The sequence below is a fragment of the Sphingopyxis sp. 113P3 genome (assembly GCF_001278035.1).
Lineage (GTDB): Bacteria > Pseudomonadota > Alphaproteobacteria > Sphingomonadales > Sphingomonadaceae > Sphingopyxis.
Genome location: NZ_CP009452.1, coordinates 562,452 through 584,735, shown reverse-complemented (window position 1 = coordinate 584,735; position 22,284 = coordinate 562,452). Strand labels below are relative to the sequence as shown.

General features: G+C 63.7%; 25 protein-coding genes. 12 read left to right on the top strand and 13 right to left on the bottom strand.

Features of this window, described 5'->3' with window-relative positions; all coding sequences use genetic code 11:
- Window positions 1–16 precede the first annotated feature (16 nt).
- Both LH20_RS02675 and LH20_RS02670 read left to right on the top strand, forming a co-directional pair.
- A complete protein-coding gene (locus LH20_RS02675) occupies window positions 17–730 on the top strand; it encodes an ABC transporter ATP-binding protein (protein ID WP_053552895.1) in 714 nt (237 codons plus the stop codon).
- A 25-nt stretch (window positions 731–755) separates the two neighbouring features.
- Window positions 756–3,263, top strand: a complete 2,508-nt coding sequence (locus LH20_RS02670; protein WP_053556042.1) for an ABC transporter permease — start codon at window positions 756–758, stop codon at window positions 3,261–3,263.
- On the opposite strand, the gene LH20_RS02665 is transcribed toward LH20_RS02670, so the two are convergent.
- Both LH20_RS02665 and thrS read right to left on the bottom strand, forming a co-directional pair.
- A complete protein-coding gene (locus tag LH20_RS02665) occupies window positions 3,260–4,021 on the bottom strand; it encodes a sulfite exporter TauE/SafE family protein (RefSeq protein WP_053552894.1) in 762 nt (253 codons plus the stop codon). The two genes, LH20_RS02670 and LH20_RS02665, sit on opposite strands and share 4 nt — an antisense overlap.
- Window positions 4,018–6,021 carry a threonine--tRNA ligase gene (gene thrS, locus LH20_RS02660; RefSeq protein WP_053552893.1) on the bottom strand — a complete coding sequence of 668 codons (2,004 nt, stop codon included), beginning with the start codon at window positions 6,019–6,021 and terminating at the stop codon, window positions 4,018–4,020. The genes LH20_RS02665 and thrS overlap by 4 nt, the downstream gene beginning before the upstream one ends.
- A 119-nt stretch (window positions 6,022–6,140) precedes the next feature.
- On the opposite strand from thrS, the gene LH20_RS02655 reads away from it, so the two are divergent.
- From LH20_RS02655 to LH20_RS02610, 10 genes are all read left to right on the top strand, one after another.
- Window positions 6,141–6,518 carry a VOC family protein gene (locus tag LH20_RS02655; protein ID WP_053556041.1) on the top strand — a complete coding sequence of 126 codons (378 nt, stop codon included), beginning with the start codon at window positions 6,141–6,143 and terminating at the stop codon, window positions 6,516–6,518.
- Between the two features lie 127 nt (window positions 6,519–6,645).
- Window positions 6,646–7,056 carry a hypothetical protein gene (locus tag LH20_RS02650; RefSeq protein WP_053552892.1) on the top strand — a complete coding sequence of 137 codons (411 nt, stop codon included), beginning with the start codon at window positions 6,646–6,648 and terminating at the stop codon, window positions 7,054–7,056.
- Complete coding sequence (locus tag LH20_RS02645; protein ID WP_053556040.1) at window positions 7,053–7,244, top strand: helix-turn-helix transcriptional regulator; 192 nt, start codon at window positions 7,053–7,055, stop codon at window positions 7,242–7,244. The genes LH20_RS02650 and LH20_RS02645 overlap by 4 nt, the downstream gene beginning before the upstream one ends.
- Before the next feature lie 4 nt (window positions 7,245–7,248).
- Complete coding sequence (locus LH20_RS02640; RefSeq protein WP_053552891.1) at window positions 7,249–8,184, top strand: alpha/beta fold hydrolase; 936 nt, start codon at window positions 7,249–7,251, stop codon at window positions 8,182–8,184.
- 108 nt (window positions 8,185–8,292) lie between these two features.
- The gene (locus LH20_RS02635) at window positions 8,293–8,547 is read left to right on the top strand and encodes a DUF6356 family protein (RefSeq protein ID WP_053552890.1); all 255 of its coding nucleotides are present in this window, start codon (window positions 8,293–8,295) and stop codon (window positions 8,545–8,547) included.
- A 9-nt stretch (window positions 8,548–8,556) separates the two neighbouring features.
- Window positions 8,557–9,348: an alpha/beta fold hydrolase gene (locus LH20_RS02630; protein ID WP_053552889.1), complete on the top strand. Its 792-nt coding sequence runs from the start codon at window positions 8,557–8,559 to the stop codon at window positions 9,346–9,348.
- A gap of 9 nt (window positions 9,349–9,357) precedes the next feature.
- Window positions 9,358–9,795 carry an acyl-CoA thioesterase gene (locus LH20_RS02625; protein ID WP_053552888.1) on the top strand — a complete coding sequence of 146 codons (438 nt, stop codon included), beginning with the start codon at window positions 9,358–9,360 and terminating at the stop codon, window positions 9,793–9,795.
- A gap of 8 nt (window positions 9,796–9,803) precedes the next feature.
- A complete protein-coding gene (locus LH20_RS02620) occupies window positions 9,804–10,241 on the top strand; it encodes a VOC family protein (protein WP_053552887.1) in 438 nt (145 codons plus the stop codon).
- An 80-nt stretch (window positions 10,242–10,321) separates the two neighbouring features.
- Window positions 10,322–11,050, top strand: a complete 729-nt coding sequence (gene gloB, locus LH20_RS02615; RefSeq protein WP_053552886.1) for a hydroxyacylglutathione hydrolase — start codon at window positions 10,322–10,324, stop codon at window positions 11,048–11,050.
- Between the two features lie 72 nt (window positions 11,051–11,122).
- Entirely contained in the window at window positions 11,123–11,572 is a 450-nt protein-coding gene (locus tag LH20_RS02610; RefSeq protein ID WP_053552885.1) for a hypothetical protein, read from the top strand.
- A gap of 109 nt (window positions 11,573–11,681) precedes the next feature.
- Here the strand turns inward: LH20_RS02610 and LH20_RS02605 are convergent, their stop codons facing one another.
- The 11 genes from LH20_RS02605 to LH20_RS02555 all read right to left on the bottom strand — a co-directional run bounded on the left by LH20_RS02605 (window position 11,682) and on the right by LH20_RS02555 (window position 22,239).
- A complete protein-coding gene (locus LH20_RS02605; protein WP_053552884.1) occupies window positions 11,682–13,511 on the bottom strand; it encodes an AMP-dependent synthetase/ligase in 1,830 nt (609 codons plus the stop codon).
- Between the two features lie 36 nt (window positions 13,512–13,547).
- The gene (gene ggt / locus LH20_RS02600) at window positions 13,548–15,242 is read right to left on the bottom strand and encodes a gamma-glutamyltransferase (protein WP_053556039.1); all 1,695 of its coding nucleotides are present in this window, start codon (window positions 15,240–15,242) and stop codon (window positions 13,548–13,550) included.
- Between the two features lie 71 nt (window positions 15,243–15,313).
- Window positions 15,314–15,670 (bottom strand): HesB/IscA family protein, encoded by a 357-nt coding sequence (locus LH20_RS02595; RefSeq protein ID WP_442800459.1) that lies wholly within the window; start codon window positions 15,668–15,670, stop codon window positions 15,314–15,316.
- 114 nt (window positions 15,671–15,784) lie between these two features.
- Entirely contained in the window at window positions 15,785–16,255 is a 471-nt protein-coding gene (locus tag LH20_RS02590) for an SUF system Fe-S cluster assembly protein (protein WP_053552883.1), read from the bottom strand.
- The gene (locus LH20_RS02585) at window positions 16,252–17,433 is read right to left on the bottom strand and encodes an aminotransferase class V-fold PLP-dependent enzyme (RefSeq protein WP_083455253.1); all 1,182 of its coding nucleotides are present in this window, start codon (window positions 17,431–17,433) and stop codon (window positions 16,252–16,254) included. Before LH20_RS02585 ends, LH20_RS02590 begins: the two co-directional genes overlap by 4 nt.
- Window positions 17,430–18,161, bottom strand: coding sequence for a SufD family Fe-S cluster assembly protein (locus tag LH20_RS02580; RefSeq protein WP_053552882.1), 732 nt, complete (start codon window positions 18,159–18,161; stop codon window positions 17,430–17,432). The genes LH20_RS02585 and LH20_RS02580 overlap by 4 nt, the downstream gene beginning before the upstream one ends.
- The gene (gene sufC / locus LH20_RS02575; protein WP_053552881.1) at window positions 18,158–18,901 is read right to left on the bottom strand and encodes a Fe-S cluster assembly ATPase SufC; all 744 of its coding nucleotides are present in this window, start codon (window positions 18,899–18,901) and stop codon (window positions 18,158–18,160) included. Before sufC ends, LH20_RS02580 begins: the two co-directional genes overlap by 4 nt.
- Window positions 18,888–19,085, bottom strand: a complete 198-nt coding sequence (locus LH20_RS02570) for a hypothetical protein (RefSeq protein WP_053552880.1) — start codon at window positions 19,083–19,085, stop codon at window positions 18,888–18,890. Before LH20_RS02570 ends, sufC begins: the two co-directional genes overlap by 14 nt.
- On the bottom strand, window positions 19,085–20,572 hold the full coding sequence (gene sufB / locus LH20_RS02565) for a Fe-S cluster assembly protein SufB (RefSeq protein WP_053552879.1): 1,488 nt from the start codon (window positions 20,570–20,572) through the stop codon (window positions 19,085–19,087). Before sufB ends, LH20_RS02570 begins: the two co-directional genes overlap by 1 nt.
- Before the next feature lie 4 nt (window positions 20,573–20,576).
- Entirely contained in the window at window positions 20,577–21,068 is a 492-nt protein-coding gene (locus LH20_RS02560) for an SUF system Fe-S cluster assembly regulator (protein WP_053552878.1), read from the bottom strand.
- A gap of 283 nt (window positions 21,069–21,351) precedes the next feature.
- Window positions 21,352–22,239: an AraC family transcriptional regulator gene (locus LH20_RS02555; protein WP_053556036.1), complete on the bottom strand. Its 888-nt coding sequence runs from the start codon at window positions 22,237–22,239 to the stop codon at window positions 21,352–21,354.
- Window positions 22,240–22,284 lie beyond the last annotated feature (45 nt).

Here is a 22,284-nt window from a genome sequence, read left to right as displayed (position 1 = left end):
CCAAAGGGTTCCTTCCTTGCCCGACGCTCCCCGACTCCAGACCTCTCTGGCGCCAGAGCTGGCGATCGCCGCCCATAATGTGACGCTGACGCTCGGGAGCGACAAGGCCCCCGTCGAAATATTGCGCGGCGTGGATTTCGAGGTCGAGGCCGGCACGTCGGTCGCGCTGCTCGGGCCATCGGGGTCCGGCAAAAGCTCGCTGATGGCGGTTCTTGCCGGGCTCGAACGCGCAAACGGTGGCAGCATCCGCGTTGCAGGCCTCGATTTCACGGCGATGGACGAGGATGAGCTTGCTCGGGCGAGGCGCGGACGGATCGGTATCGTGCTCCAGGCCTTTCACCTGCTGCCGACGATGACGGCTCTGGAAAATGTTGCAGTACCGCTCGAACTTGCGGGCGTGGCCGACCCCTTTCGCCGCGCACGGGCCGAACTGGAGGCCGTGGGTCTTGGGCATCGGCTGACCCATTATCCCGCGCAGCTATCAGGAGGTGAGCAGCAGCGCGTGGCCATTGCGCGCGCTATGGCGAGCGAACCTGAGATTATTTTTGCCGACGAACCGACTGGGAATCTCGACACCGCGACTGGCCACTCCATCATCGAATTGATCTTTTCCCGCCGCGCCGCCCTGGGCGCGACGCTCCTCATCATCACCCACGACCCCGAGCTTGCCGAACACTGCGACCGTGTAATCACGATGCATGACGGGCGGATCGAGGAGCGCGCGGCTTGAGCCCCTTGTCTGTTTTGAGGCTGGGATCTTGAGCATCCCCCTCGCGGTCCTCTGGCGGATCGCCCGCCGCGACCTTGCCGCGCGCATCCGCGGGCTCCGGCTGCTCGCGGTCTGTCTCTTCCTCGGCGTCGCAACGCTTGCCGCAATCGGCAGCCTGACCCGCGGCATCACGTCCGAGCTTGAAGCGCGCGGGCAGACGATTCTCGGCGGTGATATCGAATTTGGCCTGCCCCAGCGCGAAGCGACCGCGGACGAAATGGCCGCCTTTCGCCGCGAAGGCCGCGTCTCGGCCACTGTGCGGCTGCGCGCCATGGCGAACAATGCGGACGGCGAGGCGCTCTTGTCCGAGCTCAAAGCCGTCGACGACGCCTATCCGCTCTACGGCACGCTGCGGCTCGAGGAGGGCGCGCGCCATGGCGCGCCGCCCCCCGGGCGCATCTGGATCGGCCAGGATCTCGCCTCCCGGCTCGGCCTCGAACGCGAGTCCAGTGTGAAATTCGGCGAAAAAACATTTGTTGTGGAGGGCATCATCGCCGATGAGCCTGACCGGCTGGGCGAGGGCTTCACGCTCGGACCGGTCGCGATTATCGGGCTGGGGGACCTCCCCGCGACGCAACTGATCCAACCCGGGAGCCTTTACGAAAGCAAGTACCGCATCCGTCTGCCGACAGGTGCCGACGTCAAGGCGGCAGGCAAACGGCTCGCCGCCGCTTGTCCCGATGCCGGCTGGGACATTACCGACCGCAACAACGGCGCACCAGGCACGCGGCGCTTTATCGAGCGCATGGGCCAGTTCCTGTCACTGGTCGGGCTTGCCGCGCTCGTCATCGCGGGCATTGGGGTCGGTAACGGGGTTGCAAGTTATCTCGCGGGCAAGCGTCCGGCGCTCGCGACGCTGAAAGTCCTCGGCGCCGACAGCGCCGCTGTGATGCGCATCTATGCGCTCCAAATCCTCGTGGTTGCAGCTGGCGCCATTGTCCTTGGCCTTGCAGTGGGGGCGCTTGCGCCGACGATTATCACGGCCATTGCGGGCGATGTGTTGCCGGTGAAGCCAGGACTGGCCATCTATCCGCTGCCGCTTGTCGTCAGCGCCGCTTATGGCCTGCTGATCGCTGTCGCTTTCGCCCTTCCTCCCCTCGCAGCGGCGCGCCAGGTGCCCTCGGCAGGTCTGTTCCGCGCCACCGTCGACCGACCCGCGCGGCCCGAGAAGCGCACCGTCCTTGCGGTCGGCGCGGCGCTTGCTGCCATTGTCGCACTTGCGGTCGGTACCGCGCGCGAGCCCTGGTTCGCGCTCGGCTTTGTTGGCGCCGCGGCAGGACTTCTCCTCCTTCTTGTGGGGCTCGGCTGGCTGGTGCGACGCGGCGCGAGCAGGTTGCCGCGGCCGCGCCGTCCGCTTCTGCGTCTCGCGCTCGCCAATCTTCACCGGCCGGGCGCCGCAACGGGCGCACTCGTCGTTGCGCTGGGGCTTGGCCTCACCCTCTTCGTCACCCTCGCCGCAATCCAGACGAGCATAACGGCCGAAATCGCGCGAACCGTGCCTCAGCGTGCGCCGAGCTTTTTCGTTCTCGACGTGCCCCGCGATAATGCGGAGCGCTTTCGCGGGCTGGTGACGCACGCGGAGCCAAAGGCCGAGATCAACCTCATCCCGGCGCTGCGGGGTAGCATCACGGAATTTGCAGGCCAGCGCGTCGACGAGCTCGCGGAGCTGCCCGAGGGCGCATGGGTGCTTCGCGGCGATCGCGGCCTCACCTATAGCGCCGAGCTGCCGCAAGGAAGCGCTCTGGTCGGCGGCAGCTGGTGGCCGGCAAACTACCAGGGCCCGCCCCTGGTCAGCGTCGAGCAGGAGGTCGCCAGATCGCTGGGTCTGAAACTTGGCGATACCCTGACAGTCAATGTGCTGGGCGTGGAAGTGCAAGCAAGGGTCGCCTCCTTGCGCGCGGTCGAATGGGACAATTTCGGCCTTAACTACGTCCTCGTCTTCTCGCCGGGAAGCTTCGACGCTGCGCCGCATAATATGGTCGCAACCGTGGCGGTCGGTCCGGCGGCCGAAGCCGCGCTCGCCCGCGACATTCCGCGCGCCTTCCCCTCGGCCTCGCTCGTCGCGGTGCGCGACGTGGTGACGCAGGTGACAGCTCTTCTCACCCAGATGAGCCAGGCGATCGCCGCCGCGGCAAGCATTGCGATCCTCGCCGGCATAGCGGTTCTGATCGGCGCGATTGCGGCGAGCCGCGAGCGGCGCGTCTATGACAGCGTAATCCTGAAACTTCTCGGCGCAACGCGCGGACAGATACTCGCAGCGCAGGGAGTCGAATACGGCCTGCTCGCGGGGGTGCTTGCAATTTTGGCGCTCGGACTGGGCCTCGCCTCGGCCTGGTATGTGGTCACGCAGCTCTTCGATTTTCGCTTTGCGCCCGATCCCGCCATCGTCGGCCTGACCCTGCTTGGCGGCGCCGGCCTATCCTTTCTGATCGGTATCGCGGGAAGCTGGCCCTTGCTCTCGGCGCGCCCCGCGCGCGCACTGCGAAGCCTCTAGTTCAGCAGCCGGACCACCGCCGAAATGGCAGCAATGCCCAGTACCACCGCAACCATCGCCTGCCAGACATGCGGCGGCACGCGGCCGAAATGGCGCCCCCCGGCCCGATTGCCGAGCCACATCGGGACGAAGAGCAGCAGGGCGATCAGGAAGAGCCGCTGCGTCGCGATGCCCACCCACAGCGCCGCCGCCGTCCCGGCGATCGAGGTCAGAAAGAAGATGAGGAGCATCGAGGCGCGCGCGACGCGCGGCTCGAGGTGGCGGCGAAGATAGAAGGGCACCACGGGAGGTCCCGGCATCGCCGCAAAGCCCGTCAATATTCCCGAGGCAACCCCGGTGCCGACCACCGCGCCGCGTCCCGGCCGGTGCCCCTCGGGCTGCTTTGGCAGCAGCACGGCAACGAAGGCTCCGACTGCAACCACCGTAATCAGCAGCCGCGCGACGTCGGGGCGCGTAACGTCGAGCACCGCCATTCCGATCGGCGTCGTTGCCATGGCGATCAGACCGATCGGAAGCGCGGTTTGCCGGTCAGCGTCGGCGTGGATCAGTCCTATTCCCACCGGGCCGATGAGCAACTGCAGCAATATGCCGAGAACCACCGCCTGCGCGGGCGGGATGATAAGCCCCAGCAGCGGCACGAGGATGATCGCCATCCCGAAGCCGGTCAGCCCGCGCACATAGGCGGCTCCAAAGGTCATCGCCGCCGCACCCGCAAGTGTCAGCGGCGCAAATCCGAGTATCTCGCCCAGCGCTGTCAAGCCGTGCGCAGGTCGGGCGGCGTGGCCTCAGCCTTCAGCATCGCAATCGCCTCGGCTTGCGGCATGATGCGCTGCCCCTCCTGACCCAGCGTGCGGACCGCGACCGTGCCTTCCTCGGCTTCGCGCTTGCCGACGACAAGGAGATGAGGGACCTTGGCGAGGCTGTGCTCGCGTACCTTGTAGTTGATCTTCTCGTTGCGAAGATCGCTCTCGACGCGGATGCCCGCCTTGCGAAGTTGCGCCGCAAAGTCACTCGCATAATCGTCGGCGTCGGATACGATCGTGGCAACCACCGCCTGGACTGGCGCGAGCCAGGTCGGAAAGCGGCCTGCGAAATGCTCGATCAGGATTCCGATGAAGCGCTCGTAACTACCGAAGATCGCGCGGTGGAGCATGATCGGGCGGTGGCGCTCGCCATCCTCGCCGATGTAGCTTGCGTCGAGACGCTCGGGGAGAACCCGGTCGGACTGGATGGTTCCCACCTGCCAGGTGCGACCGATCGCGTCCGTGAGATGCCATTCGAGCTTGGGCGCATAAAAGGCGCCCTCGCCCGGCAGCTCTTCCCACCCATATTCATCGGTGGCAAGCCCCGCGCGGACTACCGCGTCACGCAGCTCCGCCTCCGACAGGTCCCACATTTCCTCGCTGCCGAACCGCTTTTCCGGACGCAGCGCGAGCTTGATCGCATAGGAAAAGCCGAAGTCCTTGTAGATGCGATCGGCGAGCGCGCAGAAGCGGCGCACTTCATCGATGATCTGATCCTCGCGGCAAAAGATATGCGCGTCGTCCTGCGTGAACTGGCGCACGCGCATCAGGCCGTGAAGCGCGCCATGCGGCTCGTTACGGTGGCAACAGCCATTTTCATATATCCGCAGCGGCAAGTCGCGGTACGACTTGATCCCCTGGCGGAAGATCAGGACGTGCGCGGGACAGTTCATTGGCTTCAACGCCATCCACTGCGCCTCGTCCGACACGAGCGGACCTTCGTCCGCGGTGTTGGGGATTTCGTCGGGGATGACGAACATATTCTCGCGATATTTTCCCCAGTGGCCCGATTGTTCCCACTGGCGCGCGTCCATGACCTGCGGCGTCTTGACTTCCCTGTAGCCCGCGCCGTCGATGGCGCGGCGCATATAGGCTTCCAGTTCGCGCCAGACGATATAGCCATGTGGATGCCAGAAGACACTCCCGTGCGCCTCCTCCTGCAGGTGGAAGAGGTCCATCTCGCGGCCAAGCCGGCGATGGTCGCGCTTCGCAGCTTCCTCGAGCTTGTGAAGGTGCGCATCGAGCTGCTTCTTGTTGAGCCAACCGGTACCGTAGATGCGGGTCAGCTGTGCATTCTTCTGGTCGCCGCGCCAATAGGCCCCCGCGACCCGCATCAGCTTGAAAGCCTGGGGATCGACCTTGCCAGTGCTCGCAAGATGGGGGCCCCGGCACATGTCGAGCCAGTCGTCGCCCGACCAGTAGACCGTCAGCTCCTCGCCCTCGGGCAGTTCCTTCGCCCACTCGGCCTTGAAGACCTCGCCCTCCTTTTCCCATTTGGCAATGAGCGCGTCGCGGCTCCATACCTCGCGGCGGAGCGGCTTGTCAGCGCGAATGATCTCGCGCATTTTCTCCTCGATCGCGGGCAGGTCGTCCATCGAGAAGGGATCGCGGCTCTCGGGCGCCTTCACATCGTAGTAGAAACCGTCCTCGGTCGCGGGACCGAAAGTGATCTGCGTTCCAGGCCACAGCGCTTGCACCGCTTCAGCCAGGATATGCGCATAATCGTGACGCACGAGTTCGAGTGCGTCAGCTTCGTCGCGGCTTGTAATGAGCGCGAGGGTCGCGTCGGCTTCGAGCGGACGCATGATGTCGCGCACTTCGCCGTCGACCCTGGCAGCGAGCGCCGCCTTCGCAAGACCAGGGCCGATGGCCGCCGCAATCTGCGCCGGGGTGGTCCCGCGCGCAACTTCTCGGGCAGAGCCGTCGGGAAGGGTGACGCGGATCATGTCGGACATCGTGAAAACAGGCCTTTCGGGGCGGAATTGCCGGGCCCCTTTGCCAGTATGCGCGGGGAGCGGCAAGGGGCGGATTGGAGTCGATTGGCGGAGCGCGGCGCAAAGGCTATGCTGGCGCCATGTCCGACGCACCCCGCCACAGCATCGCCGCGATCCTGCCTTGCCGCGACCTAGACGCCAGCACGGCCTTTTACGAGCGGCTTGGGCTGAAACTCGTAAGCGACCATGGCAGCTATCGCCTGCTCGATGATGGCGCAGGCTGGCAGCTTCACCTTACGAGCGAGTCGCCTCCCGAATGGCTGGTGGCGGGACAAAATCCCTTCGGCCTCTATTTCTACACCGACAAGGTGGCTGAGATCGCAAAGACCGTCCGGGACGCGATCCTCGGCCCGGTCAAGGCGCCGACTCACACGCCGTGGGGAATGTATGAATTCGCTGTTTCAGACCCAAGCGACACCTTGGTGCGCGTCGGCTGGCCCAGTCGGCTGATCCGGTAAATCGCCAGCATTCGCGCAGCCTTTCGCGCATCTTAGACAAGCAAACCAAGCACTTTGTCAATGTTACTTGACTTTTGCGCTGAGTAGTGTCAATGTTCCTTTACAGTTCAACAAGGGAGCTTGACACATGACGATGAACCCGGCGCAGCGCCGTTATCTCGGCCGAATGATGGTCGTATCGGTAACCTACGTGGCCGCGATCTTTCTGGCAGGCTCGCTCTTGCCGAAGGGCTCGCCTGCGACGCCCCTCAGCGTCGCGATCGCGCTGCTGCCGGGTCTTGCGGTCTTCGGCTTCATCTGGGCAATCGGACGCTATTTCAGTGAGCTCACCGACGAATATCTGCGCCTGCTCGAGATCCGCAAAGCGCTGGTTGCAACAGCGCTCGCCCTCGGCGTCGCGAGCAGTTGGGGCATTCTTGAAATCTATACCGACGTCCCGCGCCTTCCCGTCTTCTGGGTATTTCCAATCTGGTGCCTCGGGCTGGGGGTAGGTGCCGCGGTCAACAAGCTGACGTTCGGAGACGGGGGGTGCGCGTGAAGAACCGCCTCAAGGTTTTGCGCGCCGAGCGTGACTGGAGCCAGGGCGATCTTGCCGAACGCCTCGAAGTATCGCGCCAGTCGGTCAACGCGATCGAGACGGGCAAATATGACCCATCGCTTCCCCTGGCGTTCCGCATCGCCGACCTGTTCGGCCTCCCCATCGAAGAGATTTTCCTGAAGGATTGAGGTCATGCGAAAACCTGTCCCCGTCGTGGCGCTCTTCGCGCTCCTCCTCGCCAATCTCGCGGCCCATGCTGACGCCGCCCCGCCCGCGACCTCCTGCACTGCGCCATACATCAAGGGCAAGCGGATCACCGTCGAGGTCGAGGGCGAAGGCCCGGACGTCGTCTTGATCCCCGGGCTTTCCTCGCCGCGCGCAGTGTGGGGTTCAAGCGCTCAGCAGCTGGAGGGCCGATATCGGCTCCATCTGGTGCAGGTGCGCGGGTTTGGAGACGAAGCGGGAGTCAACGCGGAAGGTCCGGTGCTCGAACCGATGATGCACGAGGTCGCAGACTATATCGCCGATTGCATCATCAACGCGGGGCGCCCCGCCCCTGCCATCGTCGGCCATTCGCTCGGCGGGTTGACCGGATTGATGATCGCGTCGCGCGCGCCGCAGAAAGTCGGCAAGCTGATGGTTGTCGACGCGGTACCATTTATCGGCACCATCTTCGCACCCGGTGCGACGGCCGCGATGATGAAGCCGCGTGCCGAAGCGATGGCGGCCGCGATGCGCGCGCAATATGGGGCGCCGAAGCCAGCGGCCCCCGTCGCCGATCCCGGCCCGGCAAGCATGGCCGGGGGCATGTCGAACACCCCCGCGGGCCGTATCGCAGTGGCAGGCTGGATGCGAGACGCCGACCCACGGGTGAGCGCCCAGCTTTTCTACGATGATCTGACTACCGACCTGCGCGGAGAACTCGGGCAAATCGCGGCGCCAGTCACCTTGCTCTATGCGCAGGACGACAGCATCATGACCGCCGACGCCGCCAAGGCAGCCTTCGAGCCTCAATATGAGGGCGTAGCGAACTTCAAGGCGCAAATGGTGACGGGTAGCCGCCATTTCATCATGCTCGACCAGCCCGAGGTGTTCGCCAAGGCGCTTGATGCGTTCCTGGCAGAGTGAGGTTTGCCTCTCGTTCGGAGGCGCGCTGAGAACCGCGAACGATGTGGGCCTGCCTTGCCCGGATCGCCTGCCCCCGCTAGGGGAAGCGGCAACCGGAAAGGAACCTTCATGTTCAAGCGCCTGTTCCTCGACCATCCGCGAAGCGTCGACGAAAATTACATCGAACATTTCGGTGTCGCCTCGCGCTTTGGCCTGACGATGATCTGGGGCGGGCTGTGCGCGCTCGTTCATGCGTTCGTCCCCGGATGGTGCATCACCACCGGCAGCGATACGATTCAGCGTCTCAACCGCATCATGGTCGAACAGCGCCGTGCCAAGGGACAGGCCGTGATGCAGATGCAGACGGTCGACTGGGTTATCTGACCGCGTTTCATGTCGGAGCATCCCCTGCCTGCCTATCTCGACCGAACCGGTCGCCCCCGCCTCGCCTATCGCCATGTCGAAGGCGCCGGGCCGACGATCGTCTTTCTTCCCGGCTATATGTCCGACATGGAAGGAGGAAAGGCGAGCGCGCTGTTCGCCTGGGCTGCGGCCGAAGGACGCGCCTGCCTGCTTCTCGATTATGCGGGCTGCGGCGCGTCGGACGGACTGTTTCGCGACCAGACACTGCTCGACTGGCGCGGCGACGTGCTGGACCTGATCGACGCCAAGACGGACGGCCCGGTGCTGCTCGTTGGATCATCGATGGGTGGCTGGCTGATGCTGCTGGTGGCGCTGCTGCTTCAGGGGCGTGACGGACCAGGCCGGCTCGCGGGGCTGGTCGGCATCGCCGCGGCGCCCGATTTTACCGACTGGGGTTTCACGCCGGAAGAAAAGGCGATCATCCTCGCCGAAGGCGCGTTGATCGAGGCGACGCCCTATAGCGAGCAACCTTATGTCACAACCCGCGCCTTCTGGCAGTCCGGCGAGGCGAACCGTCTTCTGGGCGCTGAAATTCCGCTTAGCTGTCCGGTGCGCCTGCTCCATGGACAGGCGGACGGTGACGTTCCTCCCGAGGTCAGCTTTCGCCTGTCGGCGGCGCTGGCGAGCGATGACGTCCAGATCACGCTGGTCAAGGGAGGCGATCACCGTCTCTCCCGCGAGGGCGACATCGCGCTTCTGATCGACACGGTCGCACGTTTTGCGACCGGCACCCCTGTCGCGCCTATCGCGACCCCTGTCTGAAAGAAAATCATGGCCCGCAGCGATTTCCGTTTCCACCTTACCAAACGCGTCCGCTACGCCGAAATCGACGCGCAAGCGGTAGTGTTCAACAGCCGTTATCTTGAATATTTCGACATCGGCATCACCGAATACTGGCGTGCGGTGGGGGTTTATGACCGTTGGCCGCATCACGAGAGCCCCGAATTCCATGTCGCGCGGGCCGAAGTCGACTACAGGGCGCCTATCCTTCTCGATGAGCAGATCGACATTTGCGTGCGCTGCTCGCGGGTCGGGCGAAGCTCGATGACCTTCCTCTTCGAGTTGCACGGATCGGGGCGCGACGACCTTCGTGCAGCGGGCCTTGAGGTCAGCGTCCACGTCGCAGAGGCGCGCGGCGCACCGGCACCGGTGCCCGAGGAACTGCTCGCGATGTTCGAAGCGTTTGAAGGACGGCCCCTTCGCGCCTAGATAAGGGCATGACCAAATATCTTCACACCATGATCCGCGTCACCGACCCCGACGCGACCGTTGCCTTCTTCAAGCTCATCGGGCTCGAGGAGGTTCGCCGCTTTGACAATGAAGCAGGGCGCTTCACACTGATATTCCTTGCCGCTCCCGGCCAGGAGGAGATTGCCGAGGTCGAGCTGACCTATAATTGGCCGCCCGAAGACGGCAGCCCGGCCGAGACCTACACGGGCGGGCGCAACTTCGGTCACCTCGCCTATCGCGTCGATGATATTTACGCGACCTGCCAGCGGCTGATGGACGCGGGCGTGACCATCAATCGGCCGCCGCGCGATGGGCATATGGCCTTCGTGCGGTCGCCCGACGGCATTTCGGTCGAACTGCTGCAGGACGGTCACTTGCCCCCGCAGGAGCCTTGGGCATCAATGCCGAACAGCGGAAACTGGTAGAGGCATTACCGACCACCAAGGCTGAAGGCTGCCCGCTCCGTCGAAGGAGAGCAAGAGGCCGGAAGCGAAAGGAGACAATCGTGGCACAGCTCGATATCGTCCGTATCCCCGTCCTCAGCGACAATTATGTCTGGCTCGTCCACGATCCGCAAAGCCTGGAGACGGTGGTGGTCGACCCCGCGGTAGCCGAGCCGGTGCTCGCCGAGGCTGACGCGCGCGCCTGGACGATCACTGCAATCTGGAACACCCACTGGCACCCCGATCACACCGGCGGCAACGCCAGCATAAAGGCGAAGACCGGCTGCGAGATCATCGCCCCGGCGGCCGAGCGCGAGCGTATTCCCACCGCCGACCGGCTGGTGGCAGGGGGCGATCGTGTCCAGCTCGGCACGCATGTCGCGAACATATGGGACGTGCCCGCACACACCGCGGGCCATATCGCCTATCATTTTGCCGACGACGGCGCGATCTTCGTCGGCGACACGATGTTTGCGATGGGTTGCGGCCGCCTGTTCGAGGGTACGGCGGAACAGATGTTTGCCAATATGCAGCGACTCGGCACCCTCGACGATGCGACGCGCGTTTATTGCGCGCATGAATATACGCTGTCGAACGCGCGCTTCGCGGTGACCGTCGAGCCCGACAATGATGCGCTGGCAGCGCGCCTTGCCGAGGTCGAGGCCGCGCGCGCCGCGGGCGAGGCGACCGTCCCCACGACGATCGGCGACGAGCGAGCGACCAACCCTTTCTTGCGCGCACCGAGCGCAGCCGAACTTGGACGGATCCGCGCGCTCAAGGATGCCGCGTGACATCGCCCGCCATTTCAGCCCCCATTCATTGGGTAGGCTTTACGGCCCCCGCATAGTGCAAGGAGTGTGATCATGGCTCAATGGAATCTCCTCTGCGCCGCCGCGTTGATGACGGCAACCGGCCCGATTCTCGCAAGCTGCGCGCCGTCCGGCACGGCCGAGGCAGGAGCGGCAGCGCTCACGCCCAAACAGGCCGAGACGCTCGACAAGCAGCTCGCAGGCAAGGTGGCAGGCGCCCCTGAAAAATGCCTCCCAGGCTTCCGGACCAACGACGCGATCCGCGTGTCGGACACCATTCTGCTCTACCGCTCTGGAAGCAATCTCGTTTACCGTAACGACCTTAAGGGAAGTTGCCCGGGCCTCGCGCGCGACAGCGACATCATGGTGATCAAGCAGTTCGGATCGCAAGTCTGCAATGGGGATTTCTTCCACCTGGTCGACCGCTCGAGCGGTATCCGCGGCCCGACCTGCGTCTTCGGCGACTTCGTCCCCTATCGCAAACCGGCGGGGGACGCCGGCTGAGCCCCCGGTTCAGCGGCAGGCGGGCCCGGTTTGCGCCGAGCTCTTCGGGTCGCAGCCCGCCTGCCAATTGCAAGACCTACGTCCCGGCAGGCGACGGACCCGAGTTCGTCTAACTCCCGTACAGCGCTGCGATCTTGCCCGCATAGACCTCTTTCAGCACATGGCGGCGGATCTTCATCGAAGGCGTCATCTGCTCATTCTCGATCGTGAAGGGTTCGTCGGCGAAATCGAATTTTCGTACCTTTTCGATGACGGAAAGCTGGTCATTCACACGATCGACCGCCGAGCGCACCGCGGCGCGGAATTTTTCATGCTCGCGCAGCAGCTCAAGCTCCCGGGGCAGCCCCTCGGCCTCGGCCCATTCGGCCGCCCATTCGGGGTCGGGAACGAGGATGCCGACGAGGTGCGGGCGCTTGTCGCCATAGACCATCGCCTGGAGAATTTCGGGCTGGAGCGTCAGCATGCCCTCGACCCGCTGCGGGGAGACATTGTCCCCCTTGTCGTTGACGATCAGATCCTTCTTGCGGTCGGTAATGACGATGCGGCCCTTGGGGTCGATATGGCCGATGTCCCCGGTGTGGAGCCACGGCCCCTTGTCGGGTTCGGCGGGATCGGGGACGAGAACCCGCTGGGTTTCCGCCTCATTGCGCCAATAGCCCTGCATGACGAGTTCGCCGCGCACACAAATCTCTCCATCATCGGCAATCCGCACCTCGGTATTCATGAGCGGCGGGCCGACCGTATCCATCTTGAGCCCCGCCGACGGGCGGTTGCAACTGATCACCGGCCCCGCCTCGGTCTGACCATAGCCCTGAAGCAGCGTGAGGCCGATCGAGTGGAAGAATACACCGATTTCGGGGTTGAGAGGCGCCCCGCCCGAGACCAGCGCCTTCATCCGGCCACCGAAGCGCTGCTGGATCTTGGGCCGGAAAAGCTTGTTGAGGATAAGATCGACCGGGCGATCGAGAAGACCCATGCGGCGTTCATAATCCTTCTCGCCGACACGCAGCGCCTGCGAGAGCATCCAGTTTGCAAGCTTGCCCTGCTTTTCGACCGACTTGATCATCCGGGCGCGGATGACCTCAAACAAACGCGGGACGACGACCATGATCGTCGGCTTTGTCTCCTCGATGTTCGAGACGAGCTTCTCGAGTCCCTCGCTGTAATATATTTGTGCGCCAACCATGATCGGCAGGAACTGTCCGCCGGAATGCTCATAGGCGTGGCTGAGCGGCAGGAAGGAGAGGAACACCTCTTCGTCGCCGATCCCGAAGTCATTGACCAGAATCTCGGCCGCACCGGCGCCATTGTGCAGAATGGCGCCATGATGCTGCATCACCCCGCGCGGGGCGCCGCCAGTGCCGCTCGTGTAGATGAGGCAGGCAAGATCCTCGCGCTTCATCGTGAGCCCCCGCGCCCTTGCATACTCCAGATGCGCTTCGCCACCCGCGACGAGCGGGCCCCAGTCGAGCACCCGGACGTCGCCCTGCTGGCCCACGCGCAGCGACTCCATGCTGACCACGATATTGGCGTTTGAGCGCAAGACGGCGGGCATCAGCACGCGCGCAAGCTTGGCGGTCGACACGATCACCGCGCGCGCACCGCTGTTGTCCAGAATATGCTGGTGATCACGCTCCGTGTTGGTTGTGTAGGTCGGAACGGTGATGCAGCCTGCGGCCATGATGCCAAGGTCCGCGATGCAGAATTCGGGTCGATTTTCGCTGACCAGCACCACCCGGTCGCCCTCTTTCAACCCCAATTCGCGCAAATTGTGCGCGAGTGCCGCCACCTGATGCGCAACCTGCCGCCAACTCAGCGGTTGCCACGCGCGATCCACCTTGCGCCACAGGAACGGGTCGTCACCGCCGCGCGTCGCGCGGTCGAAGAACATCGCGACCAGACTCGGGAAATGGTCGAGATGCGGATTTTCAAGCTTCATGCCTCTTCTCTCCCGGGAGGATAAGTCGCCTGGATATTATTCGGCGGCAGCCGTCGGATCGGCGTACGCCCAGCTACCGGGCGTACGCGGATCGGCGGCGCCGCGCCAGCCTGTCGGCGTTCGCTCGGCGGCATTGACCTTCGACCCGAAATTCGCGGGACGGATCGGCTTGCCGAACACGGCCGATTGCTGCGCGAGGATCTTGCCCATTGCATTATCCTCGATGATTGCGCCTTGCTCGTCGAAGAAGAGATTGGGGAGCGCGATCGCCTGTTCCGCGGTCAGCCCCCAGTCGAGAACGCCGATCAGCGTCTTGGTCACATGCATGATGATACGCTTGCCGCCCGCCGAACCGAGAGCGAGGATCGGCTGACCATCGGGGCCATAGACGATCGTGGGCGACATCGAGGAGAGCGGCCGCTTGCCCGCTTCGACCCGGTTGGCAACGGGTTTGCCGTCCTGCTCGCTCGCAAAGGTGAAATCGGTGAGTTCGTTGTTAAGCACATAGCCGTTGGCGACCAGATGGCTGCCAAAGATCGACTCGACGGTCGAGGTCATCGACGCGACATTTCCTTCACGGTCGACCGCGACAAAATGGGTCGTTCCATGTTCGGCGACCGGGCCTGATGGCGTGCGCGGCTCGGCACCCGGCGGCGTGCCGACCGGATAGGTGCTGCGCACCCCATAGGGCGATATCAGCATGCGGCGGGCGGCGAGATACTGCTTGTCGAGCAGACCCTTCACTGGAACGTCCACGAAATCACTATCGCCAAGATAGTGTCCGCGATCGGCATAGGCGAGCTGCATCGCCTCGGCGAGCAGATGCCAGCTCATCACATTATCCTTGCCCATCGCCTTCATGTCATAGGCTTCGAGCATGCCCAGAATGCCGAATACCGTGGTCGCGCCCGACGAGGGGGGCGCCATGCCGCAAACTTTGTAAATGCGGTAGGTCGTACAGATCGCGGGTCGCTCCTTCGCCTGGTAGGCTGCAAGGTCGGCAAGCGTCATCTTCGCTGGGTTCCGCGGCGCCTGCGTCACCGCCTTGACGATAGCCTGCGCATTGGCGCCGCTGTAAAAAGCGTCGGGGCCCCGCGCCGCCACCTCACGGAGCATCGTTGCATAGGCGGGATTCTTGATGACCGTTCCCACCGGCGCGGGCTTGTCATCGACATAGTAGATCGCGCGTATCTCGGGAAAATCCTTCCAGACATCGGCATAGCTGTTCATCAGATTGTGGAGGACGGGGGTGACCTCGAAGCCCTTGTCTGCAAGTGCAATCGCCGGTGCGAAGAGATCAGCCCAAGGCAGCTTGCCCCAGCGCTTGTGCACCTCCTGCATCAGGCGAATATTGCCAGGAACGCCCACCGAAAGCCCGCCGGGGACGACATCCATGAAGCCCCGCGGCTTGCCGTCCTTGCCGAGGAAGCGATCGGGCTTCGCAGCATCAGGCGCCGTTTCGCGGCCGTCGATCGTCGTGATCTCGCCCGTCCTGGCATCGTGATACAGGAAGAACCCGCCGCCGCCGACGCCGCTCGACTGCGGCTCCACCAGAGTCAGGACCAGCATCATCGCCATTTGGGCATCGGCGGCCGAGCCGCCCTTTTCCAGTATCTCGCGCCCGGCCTCGGTCGCGCGCGGATCGGCAGAAGAGGTGACACCCTGCGCCGCGGCGAGCGACGGAAGGACGATGACAAACAGGCTGAAGGCCGCAAGGAGTCGCTTGATCATGCGCGCGACATTGGCGCGAGGGCCCCGGCTGCGCAAGTCCGGCGGCACGGGAGAACTCCCTGTTTCGTCTTCTATACGGTGAAGCTCTCGCCGCAGCCGCACGCGCCCTTTGCATTGGGGTTTTCGAAGACGAATCCTGCGGAGAAGTCATCCTCCACCCAGTCCATGACGCTGCCGATCAAGTAGAGGACCGAAGCACCATCGATGTAGAAGGTTCCACCCGGGGTTTCGATCTTCTCGTCGAATCGGTCGGCCTCGGTGACATAATCGACCGAATAGGCGAGCCCCGAGCAGCCGCGCCGGGGGGTCGACAGCTTGACGCCGATGGCGCCCTCGGGCGCTGACGCCATCAGCTTCGCAATCCGCGCCTCCGCGGCGGGAGTGAGCGTCACTGCGGCAGGACGGATGCGGGTCTGGGTATCGGTCATAATCATCATCTCCCTCCTCCCGCGATCGCGGGAGAGGTGGGCGGTCACTCGGCTTTATATAGGGATGGTTTGACGCTGCGCCCACCCCCAACCCCCGAAAGGGCGGGAGGGCGGTTACAGCATCCCCAGTTCAAGACGCGCTTCATCACTCATGCTCGCAGGACTCCAGGGCGGATCCCACACAAGGTTAACCTCGGCATCGCCGACCCCGGGCACCGCGCCAACGCGAAGTTCAACCTCGCCGGGCATTGATTCTGCGACCGGGCAATGCGGCGTCGTCAGTGTCATGGTGATCATCACGTGGCCGTCGTTGATCTCGACATTGTAGATGAGCCCAAGATCATAGATATTCACCGGGATTTCAGGGTCGTAGATATCCTTGAGCGCGTTCACCACGGCTTCGTAAAGGTCGCCGCCGACCCCGTGCGGATCAACCTCGGCCGGCTTTGCGGCAAGAAAACCCTCCAGATAATCGCGCTTGCGCTCGAGCTTGTCGGCAGCGGGCTCGGCGTCCTCGACGCGCGCCTTCGGCGGCGGCGACACGCTTTCCACTTCCTCGACCCGAATCGTGCGTTCCTCGTTCATCCGAAAATCCTTTCGACGCGCGCCAGCCCTTCGATCAGCGCGGTCACATCATCCTGATTGCTGTAAAGTCCGAAGCTTGCCCGCGCCGTGGCCGGCACACCCAGATGGTCCATCAGCGGCTGCGCGCAATGGTGTCCGGCGCGGATAGCGACCCCATTCTCGTCCAGGATCGTTCCGATATCGTGAGGGTGCACCCCCGCCATCGCAAAGCTCACGATCCCTGCGCTGTTCGCGGGGCCAAAAAGGGTAATGCTATTCTTGCGCGCAAGCTGATCGCGCAGCGATGCCACCAGCGCGCATTCATGCGCGTGGATCGCCTCGACCCCTTGCTGCGCGACATATTCCACCGCTTCGGCCAGCGCCAGCGCCTCGACGATCGCCGGCGTTCCGGCCTCGAAGCGGGTTGGAGCCGGAGCATAGCTCGTCTTCTCGAAGGTCACGCGGTCGATCATCGACCCGCCACCCTGCCACGGCGGCAGCGCCTCGAGCTTGTTGCTCCAAAGTACCCCGATCCCGGTGGGGCCATAAAGCTTGTGCCCGGAAAACACATAATAGTCGCAGCCCAAGGCCCCGACGTCGACCGGCAATCGGGGCACGGCCTGGCACCCATCGATCAGGAGTTCAGCGCCGACGCGGTGAGCAAGTTCCGCCGCGCGCGCGACATCGAGCGGGCTGCCGAGCACATTCGAGACATGGGCAAAGGCGACCATGCTATGCTCAGCCGTGAGCAGCTTTTCGGCCGCAACAAGGTCTATGCGCCCATCCTCGGTCAGCGGGCAGACATCGACTTGCCACCCCGCGAGCTGCCACGGCACGATATTGCTGTGATGTTCGAGAATTGAGAGCAGGACCCGGCCCTTGCGGGGGTGGCTGTAGGCGACCAGATTGATCGCCTCGGTCGCCCCGCGCACAAAGGTGACGTCATGCTCGCGCGCGCCGATAAATGCCGCAATCCGCCGCCGGGCCGCCTCATAGGCGAGCGTCATGTCGGCCGAGCGCGCGTAGACGCCGCGATGAACAGTCGCGTAGTCGCGGCCCATCGCCTTCACTGTCGCGTCAATCACGGCCTGCGGCTTCTGCGCGGTAGCCGCGGTGTCGAGATAGTGCCAGCCGGGGGTCAGACCGGGAAAATCGGCGCGGACATCGGGCAGCGCGCGAACGGCGGTTTTCGTGCTCACACCAGCTCTCCAAGTTTTGCGAGCGCCAGGTCCTGGAGCCGTGCCTCATCCGACGCCCCGTCGAACACCCCGGCGACGAACGCCTGAAGCAATATCGTCTTCGCCGCCGCGGGGGGCATCCCGCGCGACTGCATATAGAAAAGCGCCTCGCCATCGAGTTCGCCAATCGCGCAGCCGTGCGCGCACTTGACGTCGTCCGCGAAGATCTCGAGCTCGGGCTTCGCATTGGCGGTCGCACTGCGGTCGAGCAGCATCGCCTTCACGTTCTGCTCACTGTCGGTCTGCTGCGCATCGCGCGCCACCGCGACCTTTCCGAGATAGGTGCCGGTCGCAGTGCCGGCGAGAACCGAGCGTATCTTCTGCCGCGATGTCGCGCCGGGTTCGGCATGGATGATTGTCGTGACGATCTCGAGATTCTGTGTGCCGCCCCCGATCTGCGCCGCGCCGAGTGTGAAGTCGGCGCCTTCGTGGAGTGTCACGGCGACTTCAATCCGACCGTAGAGTCCGCCAATATTGAGGATGTGAAGCGAGGCAGCCGCGCTTTTGCCGACGCTCATTTCGATCCGGTGGATCGTGCCGGCATCTTGCACGATCGCCCGCCGAAAATCCCCGCCCGCGGGGACGACGATCGTCTCGGCCGGAGCGAGCGGCCACGCCGCAGCGACCGCCTCGATGTCGCTATAGCGCCACGCTTCGTCGCGGCGGGACGGAAGAGCGGTGATGGTCAAGCCGCGATCTCCGCATAGCCCTCGCGTTCGAGTTCGAGGGCGAGCTCTGCGCCGCCCGACTTGACGATGCGCCCAGCTGCGAGGACGTGGACAAAATCGGGCTCTACATAGTCGAGCAAGCGCTGATAGTGGGTGATCAGCAGCACCGCCTTGTCCGGGCGGCGCATGATCGCATTGATCCCGTCGCCCACGATGCGCAGCGCATCAATGTCCAGACCTGAGTCGGTTTCGTCGAGAATCGCGAGCCTCGGGTCGAGGACGCCCATCTGCACCATCTCGTTGCGCTTCTTTTCGCCGCCCGAAAAGCCGACGTTCACCGGACGTTTGAGCATATCCATGTCGAGCTTCAAGAGTCCCGCCTTTTCGCGCGCGACCTTCAGGAAATCGCCGCCCGAGAGCGGCTCCTCGCCGCGTGCCTTGCGCTGGGCATTGAGACTTTCGCGCAGAAACTGGACGTTCGAGACACCGGGGATTTCGACTGGATATTGAAAACCCAGAAAAAGGCCGGCAGCGGCGCGTTCGTGCGGCTCCATCTCGAGCAGATCCTGCCCCTCAAACGTCGCTGAACCCTCCGTGACGTCATAGCCGGGGCGCCCGCCAAGAACATAGGACAGCGTCGACTTGCCCGCGCCATTGGGGCCCATGATCGCGTGGATTTCACCCGCGTTGATAGTGAGTGAGAGCCCTTTCAGGATCGGCTTGTCGGCGACCGTTGCGTGGAGATTTTCAATTCTTAGCATTGCCGTCGATCCTGTATTCATTGGCTTCAATCTGGACGGGACTGCCATTGACCATCAGGGCCTCGTCCTGCGGAACTGCGACAAATTCGTGTGCGCCGCCGATCTGGTTATGGGGGTTCGCGACCAGTTCCGGGTGCGAACCCGATACGACCGGACGCCGCCTGCGAAAGTGCGACCGAAACATCACCCGACGCTTCCTTCCAGACTGATCCCCAACAGCTTCTGCGCCTCGACCGCAAATTCCATCGGCAGTTGCTGCAACACCTCCTTGGCGAAGCCGTTGACGATCAGCGCCACCGCCTCTTCCTGCGAAAGGCCGCGCTGCATCGCGTAAAAAAGTTGGTCATCGCTGATCTTGCTGGTCGTCGCCTCATGCTCGACCTGCGCCGAGGGATTGCGAACCTCGATGTAGGGCACGGTGTGCGCACCGCAGCGGTCGCCGAGCAGAAGGCTGTCACACTGGGTGAAGTTTCGCACGCCCTCGGCATTGGGCGCGACACGAACCAACCCGCGATAGGTGTTGTTCGACCGGCCCGCGCTGATGCCCTTCGAGACAATCGTCGAGCGGGTGCGCTTGCCATTATGGATCATCTTGGTGCCGGTGTCGGCCTGCTGATAATTGTTGGTGACCGCGACCGAGTAGAATTCGCCAACGCTGTCATCGCCGTTCAGCACACAGCTTGGATATTTCCACGTGATCGCGCTGCCGGTTTCGACCTGCGTCCATGATACCTTGGATCTTGCGCCCTGGCAGAGCGCGCGCTTGGTCACGAAATTGTAGATGCCGCCCTTGCCGTCGGCGTCGCCCGGGTACCAATTCTGAACGGTCGAATATTTGATCTCGGCATCGTCCAGGGCGACGAGCTCGACCACCGCGGCGTGGAGTTGGTTCTCGTCACGCATCGGCGCTGTGCAGCCTTCGAGATAGCTCACATACGCGCCCTTGTCGGCGACGATCAGCGTGCGCTCGAACTGTCCCGTATTCTCGGCATTGATGCGAAAATAGGTCGACAGCTCCATTGGACAGCGAACGCCCTTGGGCACATAGACGAAGGTACCGTCCGAAAAGACCGCGCAATTCAAGGCCGCGAAATAATTGTCATGCTGCGGCACGACCTTGCCGAGCCACTTTTTGACGAGCTCGGGATGTTCGCGGATCGCCTCGCTGATCGACAGGAAAATAACGCCCGCCTTCTTGAGTTCTTCGCGGAAAGTCGTCGCGACGCTGACGCTGTCGAAGACGGCATCGACCGCAACCTTGCGCGCGCCTTCGACGCCGGCAAGTACCTTTTGCTCCTCGATCGGGATGCCGAGCTTCTTGTAGACCTCGAGGATTTCGGGATCGACCTCGTCGAGACTGTTCAGCTTCGGCTTGGCCTTCGGCGCGGCATAATAATAAGCATCCTGATAGTCGATCGGCGGGACGTTGAGCTTTGCCCAGTCGGGCGGCGTCATCGTGAGCCAGTGGCGATAGGCCTTGAGCCGCCAGTCGAGCATCCACTCGGGCTCGTTCTTCTTCGCACTGATGAAGCGGACAATATCTTCCGAAAGCCCCTTGGGCGCGAATTCCTGCTCAATATCGGCGGACCAGCCATGCTCATAATCAGCGACGCGCAGGGCAGCCTCGCGCGCAGCCTGATCCTTGACGGGAGTTTCGGTGTTATCGGTCATATCTCTAACTCGTTGTCCCGGCGAAGGCCGGAGCCGCTACCGGCTTGCCGGCCGGGGCAGGATCGGATTGTCGAGCATGCCCCGCTCTGGCCGGGACAACGGCAAGGCTCGCCAGGCTGATCTCGGCAAGCGCTGCACGCACCGCACCGTTGACGACGCTGAAATGCGGCTGCACCTGACAGCTGCCCTCAAAGCCGCAGTCGTGACGGCCGTCGTCGCAGCAAGCCGTCAACGCAATCGGACCCTCGACCGCTTCGATAATCTCCGCGACGTTGATCGCGGCCGCAGGCCGCGCAAGCCGTACCCCGCCGCCGCTGCCACGCGAGGCGACAAGCAGACCGGCGCGCGCAAGGCTGCTCACCAGCTTTTGCGCAGTGGGGCCAGGAATCCCGGTCTGCTCAGCGAGCAAGGCCGCGTGCAGCGGGACCGATCCGCACTGTCGCGCGGCGGCGCTCATCAGCACCACGGCATAATCGGCAAGGTTTGACAGTCGCATCGTTTCCCCGTTCGCATTCTTGCGAACGATTCTTAACTGGAGCAATTTACTCCACTTATATAGGCACCGCTCCCGCGGCGCGCAACCGAGGGCGCATTTGCGCACGATAAAAAAAGGCACCCATCCGGCCGAAGCCAAATGAGTGCCAAGATGAAGGTCTCAGTCCTCGCAAAGAGGAAGAGCTCTTCTGGGTCGCAGCTTCCGATTAGGCGCGCGCAGCGATTCGCGATTGTATGGAAACGCCAAAAATGACAGCGTGATCGCCTTAGATGGTTAATGCGCGCTAGGTTTCCGACACGAGCGGACTGACCTTGCCTGCGAGCTCCTTGCGGCCGCGGGTTGTGGCCTCGGTATAGCGAGAAGGGCGGCTCAGCTGTCCGGGTGTCGCCCCGGCAAAGCGCTTGATCTCGCGGATCAGATGCGACTGGTCGTAAAAGGCGTCGCCCAGCTGCGCGGTGTCGAGATTTTCGCCTCGCGCGAGCGCCGAAGCGGCGCGTACCGCGCGGTACTTGCGCGCCAGCATTCGCGGCGACAGGCCGTAATAATGTTTGGTCATGCGTTCGACCGAGCGGATCGACATGCCCGTGGCCTCGACGAGATCGGCGACTTGCGGCGATGCGGTGTCGGTGAGCCACTTGTCGACCGTGCGGATGAACCACATCGGCGCCGCTTCCTGTTTCTGCAGCACCTCGCGCGCGAAATTATTGCCGATAACCAGCTGCTCGGTGACGTCGGCGGCCCTTGCAAGGGCGGTGGCGACAGCATCTACCCAGTCACCGAAAAGGTCGGCCGCGTCGATCGCACGGTCGGTAAGCTTTTCGGCATGGTCACCCATCAGGGCCCCCCACCCAGCCGGAAGCAGACCGAAACCGAACATGCGCGTGGGGCAATGGCTGATCGCGCGCACGCGACCACTTGTTGGACCGACGATGTTGGCACGGCAGACGGGCGAGCGATGACCATCGGCAAAGACATATTCGCCGTCCGCCGCCGTGACGAAGCGGAATTGCGGCCGGTCAGCGCGTTCATACTCGTCAAAATGCGGCATGTTGATCCGCGCGACGTAAAAACTGGACACCATGTCCGCGAGATCGGGATCCGGCGGAAAATATTGCAGTTCAAACGGCGCATCGCCGTTCGCGCCCTCTGGCGGCAAAATAGTGTCCGACATGACGAGACCGACCCCCGGCAGCTTTATTGCCGCCTGTTTACGATC